This window comes from Ruegeria sp. BA2, assembly GCF_056539605.1.
Window position 1 is genome coordinate 173,820 of record NZ_JBQFVE010000004.1, and the last position, 18,433, is coordinate 192,252.

16 protein-coding genes, 1 tRNA gene and 2 pseudogenes are annotated in these 18,433 nt (G+C 55.2%); 13 read left to right on the forward strand and 6 right to left on the reverse strand.

All coding sequences use genetic code 11. From position 1 onward, the window contains the following. The first annotated feature begins 122 nt into the window (after positions 1 to 122). From ACR0NN_RS10875 to rplT, 4 genes are all read left to right on the forward strand, one after another. Complete coding sequence (locus ACR0NN_RS10875) at positions 123 to 560, forward strand: universal stress protein (protein ID WP_170722347.1); 438 nt, start codon at positions 123 to 125, stop codon at positions 558 to 560. Positions 561 to 574: 14 nt separating this feature from the next. Further along, positions 575 to 2,125 (forward strand): alanine/glycine:cation symporter family protein, encoded by a 1,551-nt coding sequence (locus tag ACR0NN_RS10880; protein WP_170722345.1) that lies wholly within the window; start codon positions 575 to 577, stop codon positions 2,123 to 2,125. Between the two features lie 183 nt (positions 2,126 to 2,308). Next, positions 2,309 to 2,509, forward strand: a complete 201-nt coding sequence (gene rpmI, locus ACR0NN_RS10885) for a 50S ribosomal protein L35 (protein ID WP_010443552.1) — start codon at positions 2,309 to 2,311, stop codon at positions 2,507 to 2,509. A 14-nt stretch (positions 2,510 to 2,523) separates the two neighbouring features. Further along, positions 2,524 to 2,889: a 50S ribosomal protein L20 gene (gene rplT, locus ACR0NN_RS10890; protein ID WP_008756009.1), complete on the forward strand. Its 366-nt coding sequence runs from the start codon at positions 2,524 to 2,526 to the stop codon at positions 2,887 to 2,889. Positions 2,890 to 3,256: 367 nt separating this feature from the next. Here the strand turns inward: rplT and ACR0NN_RS10895 are convergent, their stop codons facing one another. Then, positions 3,257 to 5,269, reverse strand: coding sequence for a CocE/NonD family hydrolase (locus ACR0NN_RS10895; RefSeq protein WP_170722343.1), 2,013 nt, complete (start codon positions 5,267 to 5,269; stop codon positions 3,257 to 3,259). Between the two features lie 323 nt (positions 5,270 to 5,592). On the opposite strand from ACR0NN_RS10895, the gene ACR0NN_RS10900 reads away from it, so the two are divergent. Next, a complete protein-coding gene (locus ACR0NN_RS10900) occupies positions 5,593 to 6,282 on the forward strand; it encodes a helix-turn-helix domain-containing protein (RefSeq protein WP_480684769.1) in 690 nt (229 codons plus the stop codon). A 135-nt stretch (positions 6,283 to 6,417) separates the two neighbouring features. After that, the gene (locus ACR0NN_RS10905) at positions 6,418 to 6,885 is read left to right on the forward strand and encodes an AAA family ATPase (protein WP_480684654.1); all 468 of its coding nucleotides are present in this window, start codon (positions 6,418 to 6,420) and stop codon (positions 6,883 to 6,885) included. Here ACR0NN_RS10905 and ACR0NN_RS10910 read toward each other — a convergent pair. Next, positions 6,860 to 7,066, reverse strand: a pseudogene (locus ACR0NN_RS10910) (BrxA family protein); the annotation flags it as partial. The gene ACR0NN_RS10905 and the pseudogene ACR0NN_RS10910 overlap by 26 nt on opposite strands. Positions 7,067 to 7,815: 749 nt before the next feature. After that, positions 7,816 to 7,905 (reverse strand) — tRNA-Ser (locus ACR0NN_RS10915). Between the two features lie 450 nt (positions 7,906 to 8,355). On the opposite strand from ACR0NN_RS10915, the pseudogene ACR0NN_RS10920 reads away from it, so the two are divergent. Then, positions 8,356 to 8,667 (forward strand): annotated as a pseudogene (locus tag ACR0NN_RS10920) (FecR family protein); the annotation flags it as partial. Between the two features lie 274 nt (positions 8,668 to 8,941). Here the strand turns inward: ACR0NN_RS10920 and ACR0NN_RS10925 are convergent. Continuing rightward, positions 8,942 to 9,256, reverse strand: coding sequence for a hypothetical protein (locus tag ACR0NN_RS10925; protein WP_480684772.1), 315 nt, complete (start codon positions 9,254 to 9,256; stop codon positions 8,942 to 8,944). A gap of 38 nt (positions 9,257 to 9,294) precedes the next feature. Between ACR0NN_RS10925 and ACR0NN_RS10930 the strand changes: the two genes are divergently transcribed. Beyond that, a complete protein-coding gene (locus ACR0NN_RS10930; protein ID WP_480684655.1) occupies positions 9,295 to 11,529 on the forward strand; it encodes a CHASE2 domain-containing protein in 2,235 nt (744 codons plus the stop codon). Positions 11,530 to 11,751: 222 nt separating this feature from the next. Here ACR0NN_RS10930 and hemC read toward each other — a convergent pair whose 3' ends face one another. Beyond that, positions 11,752 to 12,720, reverse strand: a complete 969-nt coding sequence (gene hemC, locus ACR0NN_RS10935; RefSeq protein ID WP_170722330.1) for a hydroxymethylbilane synthase — start codon at positions 12,718 to 12,720, stop codon at positions 11,752 to 11,754. Between the two features lie 107 nt (positions 12,721 to 12,827). Here hemC and hemE point away from each other — a divergent pair, with 107 nt between their 5' ends. Beyond that, a complete protein-coding gene (gene hemE / locus ACR0NN_RS10940) occupies positions 12,828 to 13,862 on the forward strand; it encodes a uroporphyrinogen decarboxylase (protein ID WP_170722328.1) in 1,035 nt (344 codons plus the stop codon). 57 nt (positions 13,863 to 13,919) lie between these two features. Here the strand turns inward: hemE and ACR0NN_RS10945 are convergent, their stop codons facing one another. Continuing rightward, on the reverse strand, positions 13,920 to 15,014 hold the full coding sequence (locus tag ACR0NN_RS10945) for a CaiB/BaiF CoA transferase family protein (RefSeq protein ID WP_480684658.1): 1,095 nt from the start codon (positions 15,012 to 15,014) through the stop codon (positions 13,920 to 13,922). 132 nt (positions 15,015 to 15,146) lie between these two features. Here ACR0NN_RS10945 and ACR0NN_RS10950 point away from each other — a divergent pair, with 132 nt between their 5' ends. From ACR0NN_RS10950 to ACR0NN_RS10965, 4 genes are all read left to right on the forward strand, one after another. Then, a complete protein-coding gene (locus ACR0NN_RS10950) occupies positions 15,147 to 15,662 on the forward strand; it encodes an SRPBCC family protein (protein WP_170722324.1) in 516 nt (171 codons plus the stop codon). A gap of 90 nt (positions 15,663 to 15,752) precedes the next feature. Next, positions 15,753 to 16,682, forward strand: a complete 930-nt coding sequence (locus ACR0NN_RS10955; protein ID WP_480684660.1) for an ABC transporter ATP-binding protein — start codon at positions 15,753 to 15,755, stop codon at positions 16,680 to 16,682. Continuing rightward, positions 16,679 to 17,440 (forward strand): ABC transporter permease, encoded by a 762-nt coding sequence (locus ACR0NN_RS10960; RefSeq protein WP_170722320.1) that lies wholly within the window; start codon positions 16,679 to 16,681, stop codon positions 17,438 to 17,440. The genes ACR0NN_RS10955 and ACR0NN_RS10960 overlap by 4 nt, the downstream gene beginning before the upstream one ends. A 104-nt stretch (positions 17,441 to 17,544) precedes the next feature. Then, positions 17,545 to 18,342 (forward strand): S49 family peptidase, encoded by a 798-nt coding sequence (locus ACR0NN_RS10965; protein WP_170722317.1) that lies wholly within the window; start codon positions 17,545 to 17,547, stop codon positions 18,340 to 18,342. Positions 18,343 to 18,433 lie beyond the last annotated feature (91 nt).

The window sequence follows — 18,433 nt, forward strand, 5'->3', positions numbered from 1 at the left end:
TGTTTTTCCGTGTTTTTTCGGGATACTTGCCTTTAGGGCAGTCTACTCAAACAAGTTCCAGGTTCCGGCTGCCCTGCCGGGGGCGAGGGTCCCGGCCAAACCAACAAAAACGGAGGAACGGCATGACAACGAAAATTGTCATTGGGCTGGACGGGACAGAAACCGGAGAACGCGCGATCGCCTTTGCCAAAGACCTGGCCGGGCGCATCGGTGCATGCGAACTGCTGGTGGTATATGTCATCGAATGGTCTCCTTTTACATTCCAGACACCTGAAGAGAACGCTCTGCGACACAAACGGCGCGAGGAAGAGGTCGCACTGGCCACATCTCGGATTATTGAGCCCGCTATAGCAGCGCTGAAAGCAGCGGGGTTCGAGGCGCAAGGCATTGTCCGTCACGGGGATGTCGCGGAAACGCTGAACAAAATCACGGTCGAGAACGGAGGCTCGCAGATCGTTGTGGGCCGGGCATCGGCCGATGGCTTCAAAAAGCGCTTGTTTGGCAGTTCGACCCAGAACTTGGTCATGGATGCCGAAGTTCCGGTCACAGTCGTGAACTGAGGGGAGAGACGATTATGAATTTGCAGAAAAAACTTGGTCTCGCTGCTTTTGCCGCTCTGTTCGCCGCACCAGCCGCCGCGCAGGAAGCGGTTGGGTTGGATGAAAAGATAAATCAGGCCTTTGCCGATTTCACCGGACCTTTTGTCAGCTTTATCTTCGCCCCGTTTCCGGGCACCGGCTTTCCGTGGATCGTCGGCTGGCTGGTGGTCGCGGCGACTGTATTCACGCTGTACTTTGCCTTTGTGCAGCTGCGCTTTTTCAGCCATGCGATCAGTCTTGTCAAAGGCGATTACTCGGATCCCAATGACGCGGGCGAAGTCAGCCACTTTCAGGCGCTGGCGACGGCCCTGTCCGGTACGGTTGGCCTTGGTAACATCGCCGGTGTTGCGGTTGCCGTTGGAATTGGTGGCCCCGGCGCGACCTTTTGGATGATCGTAGCGGGCCTTCTCGGCATGGCGTCGAAATTCACCGAATGTACGCTGGGCGTAAAATACCGCAATGAGTACGAGGACGGGACCGTCTCTGGTGGTCCGATGTATTATATGTCCAAAGGGTTCAACGAGTTGGGCCTGCCGGGCGGTAAAATACTGGCAGTTCTGTTCTCGATCTTCTGTATCCTTGGTGCGCTGGGCGGGGGCAATATGTTCCAGGCCAACCAGGCGCACCAGCAAATCGCGGGCATCACCGGCGATTATCCCGGTTGGATCACTGGTCTGGTCTTTGCAGGAATCGTATTTGCAGTGATCGTAGGCGGCTTGAAATCCATCGCGCGCGTGACCGAAAAGGTCGTTCCGTTCATGGGTGTAATGTATGTGGCTGCTGCGCTGGTCATCATACTCATGCACGCTGATCAGATCGGTTGGGCCTTCGGCCAGATCTTCGCAGGTGCCTTTACTGGCCTTGGTGTAGCTGGCGGCATGGTTGGCGCGCTGATCCAGGGCTTCCGACGGGCGGCGTTTTCGAACGAAGCAGGCGTGGGTTCGGCGGCGATTGCACACTCGGCGGTGCGGACGAAAGAACCGATCACCGAAGGGTTCGTCTCTCTGCTGGAACCGTTCATCGATACAGTCGTGATCTGTACCATGACCGCGCTGGTGATCATCATCACCCAGCAGCTGATTGTTGATCCGGAAACCGGCAACTACATGCTGAACGAAGCGGGTAATGCGATTGCAACCGTTGATGGCAACTCGGGCGTTAGCCTGACCTCTGCCGCCTTTGGCAGCGCGTTCAGCTGGTTCCCCTATGTGCTGGCGATTGCGGTGGTCCTGTTTGCCTTCTCGACCATGATCAGCTGGTCCTACTATGGCCTCAAGGCCTGGACCTATCTGTTCGGCGAGGGCCAGACCAAAGAGCTGGTTTTCAAGGTCATCTTCTGCATCTTCGTTGTGATAGGTGCCGCAGCCAATCTTGGCCCGGTCATCGACTTCTCGGATGCGGCGATCTTTGCGATGGCGGTTGTGAACGTCTTTGCGCTCTACTTCTTGATGAAAGTGGTGCGGCAGGAGCTTGCCTCGTATGCTGAGCGGCTGAAGAGCGGTGAGATCCGCAAATTCGGCCACTAATCCATTCCACCGGGGCGGCGCGTGTCGCCCCGGTGCCCGACCCGCTGCGAAAGACGCAGAATCTGGTCCAAACCCCCTTGCCAGTATGATCAAACTTGCGTAAACGGCGCTTCTGATCGCGTGACCGGCCGAGATGGCATGCCGAGTCGCGTTTGAAACCGAACCCGAGAATAGGAGACGGAAATGCCTAAGATGAAGACAAAGTCGAGCGCCAAAAAGCGCTTTAAGGTGACTGCTACCGGTAAGGTCCTTGCTGGCCAGGCCGGCAAACGGCACGGCATGATCAAGCGGACCAAGAAATTCATCCGCGACGCCCGTGGCAACACCACCCTATCCGCCCCCGACGCCAAGATCGTCAAGGGCTACATGCCCTACGACCGCTAAGAGGAGATTAAGAGATGTCCCGCGTTAAAGGTGGAACCGTAACTCACGCCCGTCACAAGAAGGTCATCAAGGCTGCCAAAGGTTACTATGGCCGCCGCAAGAGCACCTTCAAGGTTGCTCGTCAGGCCGTCGACAAGGCCAACCAGTATGCAACCCGCGACCGCAAGAACCGCAAGCGCAACTTCCGCGCGCTGTGGATCCAGCGTATCAATGCCGCTGTGCGTTCGCATGACGAAGCCCTGACATATTCCCGCTTCATCAACGGCCTGAACCTGGCCGGTATCGAAGTGGACCGCAAAGTTCTGGCCGACCTGGCCGTGCACGAACCGGAAGCGTTCGGTGCGATCGTCGCCAAAGCTCAGGCCGCCCTGGCTGCCTAAGCCTCTATTCAGAGAGACAGTGAATAAAAGGCCATTCCGAAAGGGATGGCCTTCTTTGATTCCAATGAGGTCTAAAACAGTGTGAAGAAAACGGTGTTTCGTTCCGTGTGATAAACGATACGATTGCGATCAACCCGCCGCTGCATTCGAAACGAGCAGATATCGACAAGATTCTGGACGTTTGCAAGCCACTATGCAAAAAATGGGCTGAATTTCTGGCCAAATTTAATCTGTACCACTGGTCGGGAAAGAGCAATGACGGGTGCAAACAGGGGTTCGCAACGGCCGCATCGCAGCCCTGTTTACTTTACCTTGCGCGTTTAAAGATATCGATCACCGGTAAGATGAAGCTTTCGGATATGATCTATTAAACCAAGTCTCGCGGCACCTCTTCGCACCAGTTAAGGGTAATCACCTCACCGTCTTGATCCCGTGCGGTTAGATCAGCTTCGATCTTCCAGGTATGGCGCAGGGCGCGAACTGAGACTTCAGTTTCAAGCTTGGCGCTCCAATCGTCGCGACTGAAGGATTGCAACCAGGTCATGGTGCCCACGGCCGAATTGGGATCATCCGGGTGGATCTCAAATGTCTCCGTGGCTTTTTTCCTAACCGTTATTCCGGTGTGTAGATGGGTCTCTGCCCCAGAGTCGTTGATGATGAATTGAGTTTCTTTTCCAGTGACATAGTCAATGGTTCGCGTTCTTTCGTAATGTCCGTCTGACACAGGTTCAGACTTCAACGGGCGCGCGCTTTCCGGCTGTTGGAACGCTGCAAGTTCTGCATCTATCGGGCGCGCAGGTCTTACTGGCAGGTCTAGCCTCGTATCGTTTAGGCGCAAGGTTGCCTGCGTTTGTGACGGCCAGATAACGGGCCAGTACGATGTCGCAATCGACAGGCGAAGGCGCTGGCCTTTTGCAATCCGTTGGCCACAGGCATTGAGCTGCAGCACCGCATATTGCGGCTCGCCAATCGGCATGGGTTCAGGATGCGAATGGCTGTTGCGATGGGTCAGGTTCAGGACACCATAGCTGACCAGAGTCGCTTTGCCCGAGGCGTCCACGGCAGAAAGAACTGCAACAAGGTTGGCTTGCGGTGCGTCTGAGGTGACTTGGGCGTGCAGCATTGGGAAGCCCAGCAGGTCCATGTCATCGCTGAGCGGTTCCGTCTCGAACGACGTCATCAGCCCGGCCTCGCCCATTTGGTCCAGCGCTGCGTCTGGCACCATGCCATAGCCGCACCAGACACCCGCTGTCCCTCCTGCGTTCTGGGCTGAGCTGAGCGTGATATCGTCGCCAGTGTTTTCGGAGAGGCCATTGGCGCCGGGATATAGCGACTTTGTTTCAATGGCATAACCGCTCCAACCTGGCTCGGCCACCCAGTTTCCGTCGCGATGTTCACGGTACGTGGCGGGAGGTGCCGGGTCCTGAATATAGGCACGAAGTTCCGGCTCTTCCATGATCCCGGTTTCTATGCCTTTCAGATGTTGGTCCCACCAGCGCAAGCACTCCTGAAGGAAACCGATGCGAGGCCCTGGTTTAGCGAAATGCGGATATTTATGGGCCCAGGGTCCTACCAGCCCTTTCTTGGGTCCTGGAAGGTTGTCGAGTGTACGAAACACCGCGTTGGTATAGCCGTCCGCCCAGCCACCGACCATGTAAACCGGGACTTCGATTGCCGAGTAGTCTTCACATACCGAGCCATGGGCATAGAATTCATCCCGCCGCTGGTGTTTGAACCAATCCAGCATCCAAAACCCGTTGTTTTGCAGCCGTTCCAACCACATGTCGCGCCAGCGTTCGCCCACAATAGCTGGGTCTGGTGGCGTGTTGACAATGGAAAGGGCGGCAGCCCCCCATTGCAGTTTGTCGATCAACAGACAACCGCCCATGAAATGGATATCATCGGCATATCGGTCATCCGTCGAGCACAAAGAAATGACTGCCTTAAGTGCCGGGGGCCGTCTTGCAGCCACTTGCAAGCCATTGAAGCCACCCCAGGAAATACCGATCATCCCGACATTGCCCGTACACCAGGGTTGCGCAGCAAGCCATTCGATAACGGCCAGTGCATCATCTTGCTCTTGCTTCAGGTATTCCCCTTTACAGACTCCTTCGCTGTCCCCGCTCCCCCTCAGATCAACTCGGATACAGGCATATCCGTGGCCAGCGAAATAAGGGTGGGTCAGATGATCGCGCTCGACGGTTCCATCGCGTTTGCGATAGGGTAGGTATTCCAGAATTGCCGGAACCGGATCGCTTTCGGCGTCTTCCGGCAGCCATATCCGGGCCGCCAGCTTTGTACCGTCCGGCATGGTGATCCAGGTATTTTCGATTTCGCGCACCTTGCGGGGGAATTCGGTTCGGACGGTGATGTCGCTCATGGTTTCCTTTCCGACTTATCAGTTAACAGTTCTGCCACATCCTGAGGCTCAACTTTTCCGCAACCAATGCGCTCAAAGCTAGTTTTCTTGCGGATACCATTGGAATAGCCATCTATATCAAAGAGTTACCAAAGGGTTGGCCCGAGATTTAACCCAAAATCTCTTAGGGTCATGTTGTGCAGTTATGGACCGTAGTGGTTCAACAACTACCTCTGGCTGGTCGCAAAAACAATAATTATTACAGTTTTTTCTTTGATATAGGAAAAAATGAGGTACGCTATTTTACAAGCAAGATGTCTTAAGGAAACGTGAGCAATTTGCGCATGACTGAAAGAATTCGAGTACCTCAGAAAGAAGATCTCGCAGCTTTTGGATCCGAGGTCCGGGAATTGCGGAAAGCCAGGCAAATGACCCTTGCCGACCTGGCCAAAGCGAGCGGAGTTTCCATCAGTCACCTGAGTGCAATCGAACGGGGCGCAGTCAGCCCGACACTGCGCAAGTTCACGCAAATTTCTGAAGCGTTGGGTGTTGCAGAGGAATGGTTTTTCAGTTTTCGACAAGGCTCAGGGCCGCTTGAGCGGAAATACGTCGTGAGGCAGGAAAATCGGAGAAACCTGAATTTACTTTACGGTGAATCCGTTGAGAAAGCAGGGTACTCGGACGCTTTGCTATCGGCCTCAATCGGAAGTGCGTTCCACATGGGGATTTCCGACTACCCACCTTATAGTGAGAGCATTCCTGAAACCCTCTACACAACCGAGGGCGAGCATCATTGCTATGTTCTTGAAGGCGAGCTGGTTTTGCGGCTTGGCGACGAGACCGTGACCGTTCGTGCAGGTGATAGTTTTAGCTACCCTGGCAAGATCCTGCACAACACACGCAACAAAAGCGATAAGCCCGCGCGCCTTATCTGGGTCGTCTCGCCGGTGATTATCCCAAAATTTGTGGCAGTCACGGAAAAGGACGAGGCTTCTCCGCCATTAGAAACACAAGGGCAAAATACAGGCACTTAGGCCATTAGTTCCTAGGCTGCCTCGAAACAGAAGGGCCGCGAGGGATCAAACGCAATACATTCATCGACATTCTTAGCGAGACAACATTGAAATTGAAGCAACCTGCGGGTTTGACACACCGTTCGGTTCTGGCTGGTGCCGGAGCGCTTGGCGCGGCCAATCTTGCGTTTCCGCATACCAACAGAGTATGTCTGGCGTGATCCGTCCACCATCGCCCCTCGCCCGTGGCTTTACGGACAACATCTGATCCTAAAACAGGTTTCCGTAATGGTGGCGCCTGGTGGTGTCGGCAAGTCGTCTCTCACGATTTGTGAAGGGCTGGCAATGGCCTCTGGGCGTGAACTTTTGGGTGATTGGACCGCAACAGACCTTAAGGTGTGGCTGTATCACCTTGAAGATCCCCGTGATGAGATGGACCGCCGGATAAGCGGAGCCATGCAACACTACAATGTTACCCCCCAGGAAATCTCCGGCAGACTGTTTGTTGATACTGGACGGGAACGTGAACTGACCGTGGCAAGAGTGCATGCGTTGCGGCTTCCTTCGATCCATCGCGGACGATCTGCCATAGTCCTGGCCCCATTGTTTGAAGCCGCGCTCTGAGAAGCGAAGCTTGACGCATGGCGGTGCCTGGCGATCTTTTCTGCAAAACATTCTTCTCTTCAATCTCAAAACGCCAATCTTCTACTGAAACTCTGTCCAGCAGGAGCCCGGCTACAATGCGGCTTTCTTGGAGCTTTAGCGAGCCCCCGGCAATGTCGGCTTTGTACTTTGACTTCTTCATCGACCTGCTTCAGTGCGTATTCTTCGCCTCGCACGCGGGCATTTCGTGAGACGCAGCTGCAGCAACCATAGGCTATTGGTTATCGGCTTGAGCGGTGGATTGCTCTCCCGCCTACTTACCAGTCGCGTTTTCACCATCTGACACCGTGTCTGCGTCCACTTCCTTTTTCTCATGATGACGAACGTGGGTTCGCACAGATTTCCTCAACACTTCCGCAGTAGGCATGTCATCCGCCACGCACACTTCAAGAAGGCGTTCCTGAGGTTCGCGCTCCACCCGAATGCGAAGTCCAACGTCTTTCGTCAGGTGGCGCTGTGGCCACTGGATACACACTTGTACAGCAATGTTGTAGATCAATTTAATAGCTTAGCCCTGGCTCAACGGGAGCCGCAACTCACCACTCATTTGCTGGTGGGGTTGCGATGGGCGCTGCAACGGCAACGAAACTATAACCGCTCCGTTGTGCTGGTAGAATCCTGGGATTTCTTTTCTTTCAGATACTACACCTGCGGTGTTCCGCAAACTTATCGTAATTGGCCCACAGAACCTTCGGACGGTCACAACCCTTCTCCGTTGCAATGTATAGGCTCCGGTCGACCGTTATGCTGGCCAAAGAGGTCAGTAAACTACAGCTGAGCTTAGATGATTCACCTGTCGCATCAAGTTGTAGCCAAGCGTGTTTCGGTTGGCGGGCTTTTTGGCGGGTATCGCTAATCAGGTCAAAAATATCATTTAAATTCAATGGTATATGGCGGAGACGAAGGGATTCGAACCCTCGAGACGGTTTCCCGCCTACTCCCTTAGCAGGGGAGCGCCTTCGACCACTCGGCCACGTCTCCGCTGGCGGGTATATCCTTGCCTGTCATCCAGATACAAGGCGATTTTCTTAGTAAGGAAAAATTTTCTGAGAACAGATGAATGCATGCATGAGTTTGAGCATTCAGAAGATTCGAAACGAAGTGTTCGGCCCTGCCAGATCTAGCCTAAATTTCCAAAACCTTGCCAAATCCACTCGATTCAGCGCATATTTGCCTAGTTTATTGGCTTTAATAACTAATCAGATTTAGCTCTCTGAGGCGACAGATATCGGGCGAGGGGTGATTTAACATCCCAGTGGGTACCTTTTGGGGGAAGGGGACTTGGGTTTGGCCTGGTTGAAATTGTTGTTTTTTTTCATGGTTCTGGCTGCATTACCGGCATCGGTTACTGCCTCCATCGGAAAGGTATTGAGTGCCAAGCAGGGCGCCGATGTAATTCGCGCTGGCAAAAAGATACGTCTGCGTGAAGGGATGGAAGTTGTTTCCGGAGATACCATTTCTACCGACCGATCCGGCGTCGTACAGTTGTTGTTCGTAGATGATACCAAGATCGCAATCGGCCCGAATGCACAAATGGTGCTGGATGTCTCAATGTTGCGCGGAAAAAAGAAAGCAAAATCTTTCGCGGTTCAGGCCTTGGGTGGCAGTTTTCGATTCATTTCGGGTAAAAGTAAAAAAAGAGCCTATTCCATACGAACCCCCACAGCGACCATGGCCGTTCGTGGCACAACCTTCGACATGTGGGTTGTCCCGGGTAAGCAAAGTGCCATGCTGGTATTGGAAGGTAAGGTCCGCATGTGCAGTCGATCGGGTAGGTGCCGCTCGACCGGGCGCCAGTGCAGCCTGTTCGCGACTTCACTGGGTGGAAATGTTGGTCGCCCCGTCAATCAGGAGCAATATGATTTGGCCCTTAAGAATGGCTTTCCATTCGTTCAGTCGCAAAGGGATCTGCTGAGTCCGCTTCAGGTCGATTTTGGCGGATGCGCTAGGGAATCTGTTCCTCTTGCGATTCGGCAATCAGACTTTCCGGTTCAACGAAGCGCCGCGCCTCAGAGGGTCATCCAGACCCAAGTGGCGAGGGTGTCCAGAGCTGAAACTTCTGAACCGGAACCTCCGACATCGGGACCCCCAGCGCCAGAGCCTGAACCGGAACCTCCGGCACCGGAACCCCCAGCGCCAGAGCCTGAACCAGAGGTGAAATCAAATCGTTCTGGCCAGGGGGACGGTTCAAATCCTGCTGGTCGAACCGGACCTTCAGGCGGAACAGGGAACCCTGGCAAAGGCAAAGGTCCCGGGCATGGCAAGGGGAATAGGGGTAGCCCGGGTGACAGAGGCAATGCGTCCGCAGCCGCAAACAGGTAGGTGAAGACATCGCAAGCCTTCTTTTCCCCCAGCGCCAAGGAGGCGAATGTGGCGGGTAAGATCAAAGCCAGAATTAGTCGACGACTGGGTTTTCGCCTAGCTGGTTTGGCGCTGATCGTGTTGGGTTGCTTCATAAGAATTCTGGACCCCTACCCCGTACGTATGTCTCGCCTGATCTACTTCGACGTGCTTCAGCGCATCTCGCCAAGGGAATACAACCCCGAATTACCGGTTAAGGTTCTGGATATAGACGAGCAGTCATTGGCTAACTGGGGTCAATGGCCCTGGCCGCGCACACTATTGGCGCAGATGGTACAAAATCTAGGTGAAAACGGCGCGGCGGCCATAGCATTTGATATGCTGTTTGCCGAGCCTGACAGATATTCCCCCGCGCGATTGCTCAAAGACCCGGCGCTAGCAGGGGTTCTGACCGTTGAGAGTCAAGCACAAAAAACCGACCACGATGTCGTGTTTGGGCTCGAGGTTGCTCGTTGGCCAGTCGTACTGGGCACCGCCGCCCGAACCTCCCAGGAAGGAAGTCAGATTAGTTCCAAGGCTGGCATCGTCGAGATCGGAGAAAACCCGACTGCGGGGTTGGTCTCGGTGCCTTACTGGACACCAATTGCTCCACCTCTTGACCGCAGCGCCGCGGGAATTGGCGGCGTTAATGTCTCACCGATTGGGGGGATGGGCGTCGTACGACGCGTTCCAGCCTTGTGGGGTGGACCAGACGGGGCGCTGCCGGGGTTGGGCATCGAAGCTTTGAGAGTTGCTTTGGATGCCCCTTACATTCTGGTCGAGGGCTCTTCTGAGGAAGAAGGGATCGTACTTGCAGTCGAAATCGGGGATTTTCGACTGCCAACAACCGAAGATGGCGAGGTTTGGGTCAGGTATCGAAAAGATCAGCCAGATTTATATCTGTCGGCAGATGCAATCATGCAAAACCCGGATGATCCGGCGCTTCGATCAGAAATCGAGGGCCATATCATACTGGTGGGCACGTCTGCGGCCGGTTTGTTCGATATGCACCAGACAGCGTTGGGTGAGTCCGTTCCGGGTGTATCGATCCATGCCCAAATCATCGAACAGATCATACTTGGCGATGTGCTCAGCAGATCAGATGTCACTGCTGCACTGGAACTACTGGCATTTCTGATCCTGGGCATCGTGGTCACTGTGGTCATGTCCAACTATGGGGCCGTTGCCTCTTTTGTTGCGGGCGGAGTGGCAGCAACAGTTGTGATTGTGATCAGCTGGCTTGCCTTCCAGAACCAATCGGTTCTGTTTGACGCAACATTCCCGCTGGCCGGCGGAATGGCAAATTTTGGTCTTTTGGCCGGGTATCTCTTTGTTTCGACCGAGCGTGAGAAGCGGGTGATCCGCCAGACGTTCTCGCACTATGTTGCGCCTGAGATCCTAGATGAGATGGAATCCAATGGGCATCAGCTGCAATTGGGCGGAGAAGCTCAAGAGATCACGGTTATGTTCTCGGATATCCGGGGTTTCACACCATTGTCCGAGTCGATGTCAGCCACCGATCTGGTCACATTGTTGAACGCATTGTTTTCAGAAATAGGAGATCAGATTCTGGTCGAGCGTGGAACGATCGACAAGTTCATTGGTGATGCAGTCATGGCGTTCTGGAACGCTCCGATGCCAGTTGAAGATCACCCGTGCCGAGCGTCACTGGCCGCGTTGAAGATGCGTGAAGCATTAAAGAAGTTCAACGCGCTGCCCATGATGCGCGATCATCCTCCAATCGCACTGGCGACCGGGTGTGCGACCGGTGCGGCTTGTGTTGGTAACATTGGTTCGCGGCGGCGGTTCAACTACACAGTAATTGGTGATGTCGTGAATGTCGCGGCGCGGATCGAGCAAAATTGCCGCCATGTGGATTACGACATTCTGGTCTCGCATTCGATTCAGCGGATCACAAAATCTGATTTGGCGCTGCTTGAGGCAGGTTTTGTGGACCTGAAAGGCAAAAAGGAGCCAGAGCCAGTTTATATATTGGTGGGGGATCGAGATCTCGCAGATAGCGCTGAGTTTCGCGCGTTGCAGGCCGTACATGCCCGTTTGTTGGAGGCGATACGTGCGCGAGCATCCCTGCCTATTGTTGACGAATTGTGCCGGGAATCTGCTGCTATGGGGGTTATGGTAGAACCGGGATTGGCGTCATTCTATCGGGCCCTACCGGGGCGCACTGCTGATTTCCGATCAGGGGTGCAGTATTCGCGACCGATCTTCAGTCATCATAATGGACTGCGCGAAAGCGCTGAGTAGGAAATTCGCAACTGTCAATTGAAACCAAAACGGGGCGCGGTTGAATATCAACTGCGCCCCGCCGGAAGTGTCAGTCTCGCCCCCTCGAATACCATCTAAAACAATACGGGCTAAAACTTTCGATATATTCGAGACTGACCTTCTATCCTCTTCGGAATAAACTCATATTTAACGAATGCTGGGAAGGAAACAGTGAAGAAGTTCACATTGAATTGAAATTATTTAAATTTTTTCTGGGCGCCAATCGAAGAATCCCGGCCCGGCTTGCCTTAGCAACGCTTCAGCCATGGACCGACCCAGTTCGGCCCCGTCATCGATCGCGCCAACCGCCTGTTCGCTAATAGCCTCGGAGCCATCCGGGCGCAGCACTTCGCCGCGCAGATGTAATTGGCCATCCCGAACTTGAGCCAGCCCTGCAATCGGAGTCTCACAAGAGCCATCCAGCCCAGCTAGCAGGCTTCGCTCAGCCGCAAGACGCTGGCTGGTTTCAAGGTGGTGAATCGCGGCAAGCATCTCGGCGGCGCGCGTGTCGCCGCTGCGCCGTTCAATACCGATAGTGCCTTGCGCGACGGCAGGTAGCATATCATCGGTAGAAATCGCGGTTGCGGGGACGTCTTTCATGTCCAACCGGCGCAAACCGGCCATGGCCAAAAACGTGCAATCGGCGACGCCATCGGCCAATTTCTTCAGCCGGGTCTGCACATTGCCGCGGAACTCGACCACGTTCAGATCAGGACGCCGGTTGAGCAATTGTGCACGGCGACGCAGCGAAGATGTCCCGACCACCGCGCCTTTGGGCAAGTCATGAATCGATTTCAGGTTGGGTGAGATGAACGCATCGCGTACATCTTCACGCGGCAGGAAGGTGTCAAGCACCAACCCCTTGGGCTGCTCGACCGGCATGTCTTTGGTCGAGTGCACGGCGATGTCAATCTCGCCATTCAGCATCGCCTCTTCGATTTCTTTTGTGAATAGACCCTTGTTGCCAATCTCTTTCAGCGGGCGGTCCGCGTCGATCATCGCGCGGTTGTCGCCGGTGGTCTTGATCACCACAATCTCAAATGCATCTTCAGGCAGGTCGAAAGCAGCACCAAGCCGTTGACGGGTTTCATAGGCTTGCGCCAAAGCCAGTGGCGAGCCACGGGTGCCGATTTTCAGAGGCGATGCGGGTGTGGGCAGTGTCAGACTCATGTGCACAGCTTTAGTCGCGTCACATTGCCCTGACAATGGGGGCAGAGCTTGACAAATTGCCACTGAGGGCCGACCCGTTGCACCAGACCGGAAGACTGGGGACACGAATGGCCGAGACAAAGAAATTGCTGCGCGCGCTGGCGGGTGAAGTGCAGGATGTGCCGCCGATCTGGATGATGCGCCAAGCCGGGCGGTATCTGCCCGAGTATCGTGCGACCCGCGCGCAGGCTGGGGATTTCCTGTCCTTATGCTATAACCCCGAGCTGGCCGCCGAGGTTACCCTGCAACCTATCCGCCGCTATGGGTTTGATGCTGCTATCCTGTTTGCCGACATCCTGCTTGTTCCACAGGCGCTGGGTGCGGATTTATGGTTTGTGACCGGTGAGGGGCCTCGGCTGTCGACGATCACCCAGCAATCGGATTTTGATACTTTGAAACCGGTTGATGCGATCCACGAAACACTTTCGCCGGTGTATGAAACCGTGCGCATTCTTTCGCGTGAGCTTCCCTCCGAAACCACACTTATCGGTTTTGCAGGCGCACCCTGGACCGTCGCGACTTATATGATCGCAGGCCGGGGAACTCCGGATCAGGGGCCAGCCCACAAGCTGCGCGAAGTGAACAAAGTACTGTTTGAGGCGCTGTTGGATCGGATTACCGCGGCCACGATCGAATACCTGTCGGCTCAGATCGATGCTGGGGCCGAAGTCGTCAAGATATTCGACAGCTGGGCGGGATCGTTGAAAGGCGAGGCGTTTCAGAAATACGCCCTTGAGCCCTGCCGTGTGATCACCGAAGCGATCAAGGTGCGCCATCCGGGCGTTCCCGTCATCGGTTTCCCGCGCGAAGCAGATCAAGGCTATGTCGGGTTTGCCAAAGCCACCGGCGTGGATTGTGTTGCGCTGGACAATTCCGTGTCGCCGGAATGGGCTGCCAAGAATGTGCAGGTGGATGGATGCGTGCAGGGAAATTTGGCCTCATCTCATATGGTCACGGGCGGTCAGGCGCTGGTGGATGAGACCAGGCAGATTGTCGAGGCGTTCTCGAAAGGGCCGCATATCTTCAATCTGGGGCATGGCATTACACCAGATGCTGACCCAGAGAATGTGCAGCTTATGATCGATACGGTGCGCGGGCGGTAAACGGGGCAGGGGGCCAGCCCCCTCTTGACCTGCGGCCAATTCACCCCCGGGATATTTTTAGCCAGATGAAGCAGGCGGGAGTTCGCTGAGAATTTCGTTCGTGTGTTCTCCGCGTTTGGGGCTGGGTCGATGTAGCCATTTGTAGGTGGAAAATCTCGGTGCGGCTGCTGCTTGGCGTGTTTCTTCGTGGTCGATCCATGTTTGGCGGGCGGTGTTCATGGGGTGATCTAGCGCTTCTTGCGGGCTTAGGACTGGCGCAACGCAGGCGTCCGTCCCTTGAAATAGAGCGGCCCATTCGTCGCGTGACTTCCTGATAAAGATTTTGCTCAGCCGCTCTGTTAATTCGGGCCAAGCGGCGTTGTCATATTGCTGCGCGAATTCCGCGTCATCTCCGAGCCCGAGGACGTCCAGGAAACAAGCGTAAAACTTTGGTTCCAGACATTGAACCGAGATGTAGCCGCCATCGGCACAGCTATAGGTTCGGCTCCAATGTGGACCGTCCAGCAGGCTTTGACCCCGTGTGTCAGACAAGTTGTCGGTCTGGCGCAGGCTCATCAGCAGGTTCATCATATGGGCTGAGCCATCGTAGATCGCGGCGTCGATCACGGTACCTTTGCCTGTCGCCTGAGCGTTCAAAAGACCGGCAAGCAGACCGGCAACCAGATACATTGCACCACCTCCGATATCGCCAACCAAAGTCGCCGGCGTCAGCGGTGGCCGGTCGGGCGCGGAGGCGTACCACAGAGCACCCGACAGCGCGATGTAGTTGAGATCATGACCTGCAATCTCGGACAATGGGCTTTGCTGCCCCCAGCCTGTCATGCGGCCATAAACAAGTTTTGGGTTCTGTCGTTGGCAGTCTTCCGGGCCCAGCCCCAGTTTCTCCATCACGCCGGGGCGAAAACCCTCGATCAGCGCATCGGCGTCAGAGATTAAGCGTCTTGCGACGCTGAGATTATTTGGGTTCTTGAGATCAAGCGCGATGGATCTTTTACCTCGGTCCAGAAGCGAGCGTTCGGGCATTCCCGGCGTGACGGCAGACCCTTTTCGATGAATGGTAATCACATCCGCCCCCAGATCTGCCAGCATCATGGCGGCGAATGGTGCGGGGCCTAACCCTTCGATTTCAACGATACGTATTCCTTGCAGCATGGTCCCTCCTGCGGCGCAGCGTTTCTGCATGGCGGTGTGAATGCAAGCGGAGAGTTCCCAAGCAGGCAATTGGGTTGCCTGCATCGACAATTCAGGGCTAGGTCTGTCCTAGGTTTGAAAAGAGGTTCTCAGATGCAGCTAAGCGATACTCGTGAAATTCAGGCAGCACCTGCAGCTGTTTATTCTGCGCTGCTGGACCCAGAGGTGCTGAAGGCTTGCATCAGCGGCGCGCAAGAGATTACTGGCGATCCGGCCGAAGGGTATCAGGCAACTGTCGTGCAGAAGGTCGGGCCGGTGAAGGCGACGTTCAAAGGGATAGTGACCATGTCCGACATGGTTGAGGCCGAACGCCTGACCATCGCCGGTGAGGGTAAAGGCGGCGCTGCAGGCTTTGCCAAAGGCAGTGCAAATGTAACCTTCGCGCCCAGCGAGTCTGGTGGCACCCTGCTCACCTATGAGGTCGACGCCAAGGTGGGTGGCAAACTGGCGCAACTTGGCAGCCGTCTGATCGACGGATTTGCCAAGAAGATGGCCGATCAGTTCTTTACCAACTTGCAAGAGCATTTCGAAGGACCACCGCCGGAAGACGAAGGCGACGAGGAAGAAACCAAGAAGGGGTGGCTAGGCCGCCTAACCGGGCGAGAGTAGCGTTACATAAATGCGCATGACATTGTGCGGAATTGGACTGTTCCATAATCGTCTACCGCGATAAGTTGCGGGGTCAGAACGAGGGAATGCATGACCACCATTTTGTCCATCCGCGATTTGCGGAAATCCTACGCCGATGGTTTTGAGGCGCTGAAAGGCGTGTCTCTGGACATTGAAGAAGGTGAAATTCTGGCGCTGCTGGGCCCCAACGGTGCTGGAAAAACAACCTTGATTTCGACCGTTTGCGGAATCACGACCCCAAGCGCTGGGTCGGTCACTGTTGGTGGTTATGACATCCAGACCGAATATCGCGCAGCGCGCAAGATGATCGGGCTGGTGCCGCAAGAGATCGCTTTGGAGCCGTTTGAAAAGGTCTGGAATACCGTCCGTTTCTCACGCGGGCTGTTTGGTCACAGCGGTGACAACGCGCGGATCGAGGAAATTCTGCGAAAGCTGTCCCTTTGGGACAAGCGCAGCAATTCAATCAAGGAATTGTCAGGTGGTATGAAACGCCGTGTGTTGATCGCCAAAGCCTTGGCGCATGAACCCCGGGTGTTGTTTCTGGATGAACCCACCGCTGGCGTCGATGTCGAGCTGCGTAAGGACATGTGGGAGATCGTGGCAGAACTGAAACAGGCTGGTGTCACCATCATCCTGACCACGCATTACATCGAAGAGGCTGAGGCAATCGCTGACCGCGTGGGTGTGATCGACAAGGGTGAGCTTTTGCTGGTGCAAGACAAAGACACGCTGATGGCGCAGATGGGTAAGAAACAGATCGAGGTCATACTGACCGAACCTGTTTCGGCCATTCCCGAAAGCTTGTCCGAGCATCAACTGACGCTCAATGGTGCGGGTGATGCACTGATCTATACTTATGATACCAATGCCGAACGCACCGGCATTACCACCTTGTTGAACGATGTCGCTCAGGCCGGGTTGATCTTGCGCGATGTGCAGACCCGACAGTCGAGCCTTGAAGAGATCTTCGTCAACCTCGTGTCCGGAGAACCCGCATGAACTGGTCCGCTATCATTGCCATCTACCGGTTCGAAATGGCCCGGTTCTTCCGCACTCTCGCGCAGAGCTTTCTGTCGCCGGTTTTGTCGACTTCACTCTATTTCGTGGTGTTCGGCACGGCCATCGGTAGCCGCATCCAGGAGATCGAAGGTGTGTCTTATGGGGCCTTCATCGTGCCGGGTCTGATCATGCTGTCCGTGGTGATGCTGTCGATCTCGAACGCGTCATTCGGGATATATTTCCCCAAGTTTTTGGGCACGATTTACGAACTGCTGTCTGCACCAATCAACTTCATTGAAATCGTGATCGGATACGTGGGCGCGGCGGCAACGAAGGCGCTGTTTGTTGGTCTCGTCATTTTGGCGACCGCCACCTTCTTCGTCGATATACGCATAGAACACCCGTTTGCCATGGCGGCATTCCTTGTTTTGTCTTGCCTAAGCTTTTCGCTGCTCGGATTCATCGTTGGTATCTGGGCTGGCAATTTTGAACAGATGTCGCTTGTTCCGCAACTGGTAGTGACGCCGCTGATCTTTCTGGGTGGGACGTTCTATTCTATCTCGATGCTGCCGCCGCTGTGGCAGACGATCACGCTGTTTAACCCTGTGGTCTATCTGATTTCTGGGTTCCGCTGGTCATTCTACGGGATCGCCGATGTGCCCATATTCTGGAGCCTTCTGGCCATCGTCGCCTTTACTGGCATCTGCCTTGCGATCGTGGGCTGGATATTCAAAACCGGTTGGCGCATCCGTAGCTAGGGCGTTGCATTTTTGCCGACCGGGTGTGTGAAATTCGTTCACGTCGCGTTTATGGCCCTGCGGGTCTCTTGTTTACGACACCGGCGCGCTCTACATCGGCTTCCATGAAACTCAGCCTGCCTTTCATGAAAAAGCCGCCGCTCGTGGCCGTTGTTCGCCTGTCCGGTGCAATCGGCATGGCCGGACGCGGATCGATGAATGCAACCGCCTTGGCGCCGGTGTTGGAAAAAGCCTTTCGCAAGGGCAAGCCTGCTGCTGTAGCGCTTGAGGTCAATTCGCCAGGCGGATCACCGGTCCAGAGTTCACTGATCGGAGCGCGTATCCGACGGCTGGCGGATGAACTTGAGATACCCGTCTACGCCTTTGTCGAAGACGTGGCAGCCTCAGGCGGTTACTGGCTGGCGGCATCTGCGGATGAGATTTGGGCCGATGACAGCTCGGTTCTGGGATCGATCGGGGTGATCTCTTCAGGATTTGGCGCGCATGTCTTTCTGGCCCGTCAAGGGTTTGAAAGGCGTGTCCATACTGCGGGTCAGTCGAAATCGATGCTTGATCCGTTTGCACCGGAAAAGAAAGAAGACGTCGCCCGCCTCAAAGTGCTACTTGGCGATATCCACGAGAATTTCATCGCCCATGTCAAAACCCGTCGGGACGGCAAGCTGGATAACAGCGCTGATCTGTTCAACGGCGAGGTTTGGCTGGCCCGCCGCGCGCAAGAGCTGGGCTTGATCGATGGGATTGCCCATCTGAAACCCAAGATGCAGGAAAAGTTCGGCGAAAAGGTCAGGTTCCGCCGCTATGGGATGCGCAAGCCGATCTGGTCTCGTTTCGGCGCGACGCTGGCGCAGGATGCAATCGCCGGGATTGAGGAGCGTGCCGCCTACGCGCGTTTCGGGTTGTAACGTGATCATCAAGGCAGTCACTCTGTTCCTGATCGCTATGGGCGTCCTGGCGATGTTCGGCAAGCTACGCTTTCCCGGGCAGAAGCGGCTG

Bases quoted from the DNA above. Each gene is read 5' to 3' on its own strand.
- hemE (WP_170722328.1), top strand. From the start codon at position 12,828: ATGGCCGAGACAAAGAAATTGCTGCGCGCGCTGGCGGGTGAAGTGCAG.
- ACR0NN_RS10900 (WP_480684769.1), top strand. From the start codon at position 5,593: ATGACTGAAAGAATTCGAGTACCTCAGAAAGAAGATCTCGCAGCTTTT.
- rpmI (WP_010443552.1), top strand. From the start codon at position 2,309: ATGCCTAAGATGAAGACAAAGTCGAGCGCCAAAAAGCGCTTTAAGGTG.
- hemC (WP_170722330.1), bottom strand. From the start codon at position 12,720: ATGAGTCTGACACTGCCCACACCCGCATCGCCTCTGAAAATCGGCACC.
- ACR0NN_RS10895 (WP_170722343.1), bottom strand. From the start codon at position 5,269: ATGAGCGACATCACCGTCCGAACCGAATTCCCCCGCAAGGTGCGCGAA.
- ACR0NN_RS10945 (WP_480684658.1), bottom strand. From the start codon at position 15,014: ATGCTGCAAGGAATACGTATCGTTGAAATCGAAGGGTTAGGCCCCGCA.
- ACR0NN_RS10960 (WP_170722320.1), top strand. From the start codon at position 16,679: ATGAACTGGTCCGCTATCATTGCCATCTACCGGTTCGAAATGGCCCGG.
- ACR0NN_RS10880 (WP_170722345.1), top strand. From the start codon at position 575: ATGAATTTGCAGAAAAAACTTGGTCTCGCTGCTTTTGCCGCTCTGTTC.
- ACR0NN_RS10965 (WP_170722317.1), top strand. From the start codon at position 17,545: ATGAAACTCAGCCTGCCTTTCATGAAAAAGCCGCCGCTCGTGGCCGTT.
- ACR0NN_RS10875 (WP_170722347.1), top strand. From the start codon at position 123: ATGACAACGAAAATTGTCATTGGGCTGGACGGGACAGAAACCGGAGAA.
- ACR0NN_RS10955 (WP_480684660.1), top strand. From the start codon at position 15,753: ATGACCACCATTTTGTCCATCCGCGATTTGCGGAAATCCTACGCCGAT.
- rplT (WP_008756009.1), top strand. From the start codon at position 2,524: ATGTCCCGCGTTAAAGGTGGAACCGTAACTCACGCCCGTCACAAGAAG.
- ACR0NN_RS10925 (WP_480684772.1), bottom strand. From the start codon at position 9,256: ATGTCTTCACCTACCTGTTTGCGGCTGCGGACGCATTGCCTCTGTCAC.
- ACR0NN_RS10950 (WP_170722324.1), top strand. From the start codon at position 15,147: ATGCAGCTAAGCGATACTCGTGAAATTCAGGCAGCACCTGCAGCTGTT.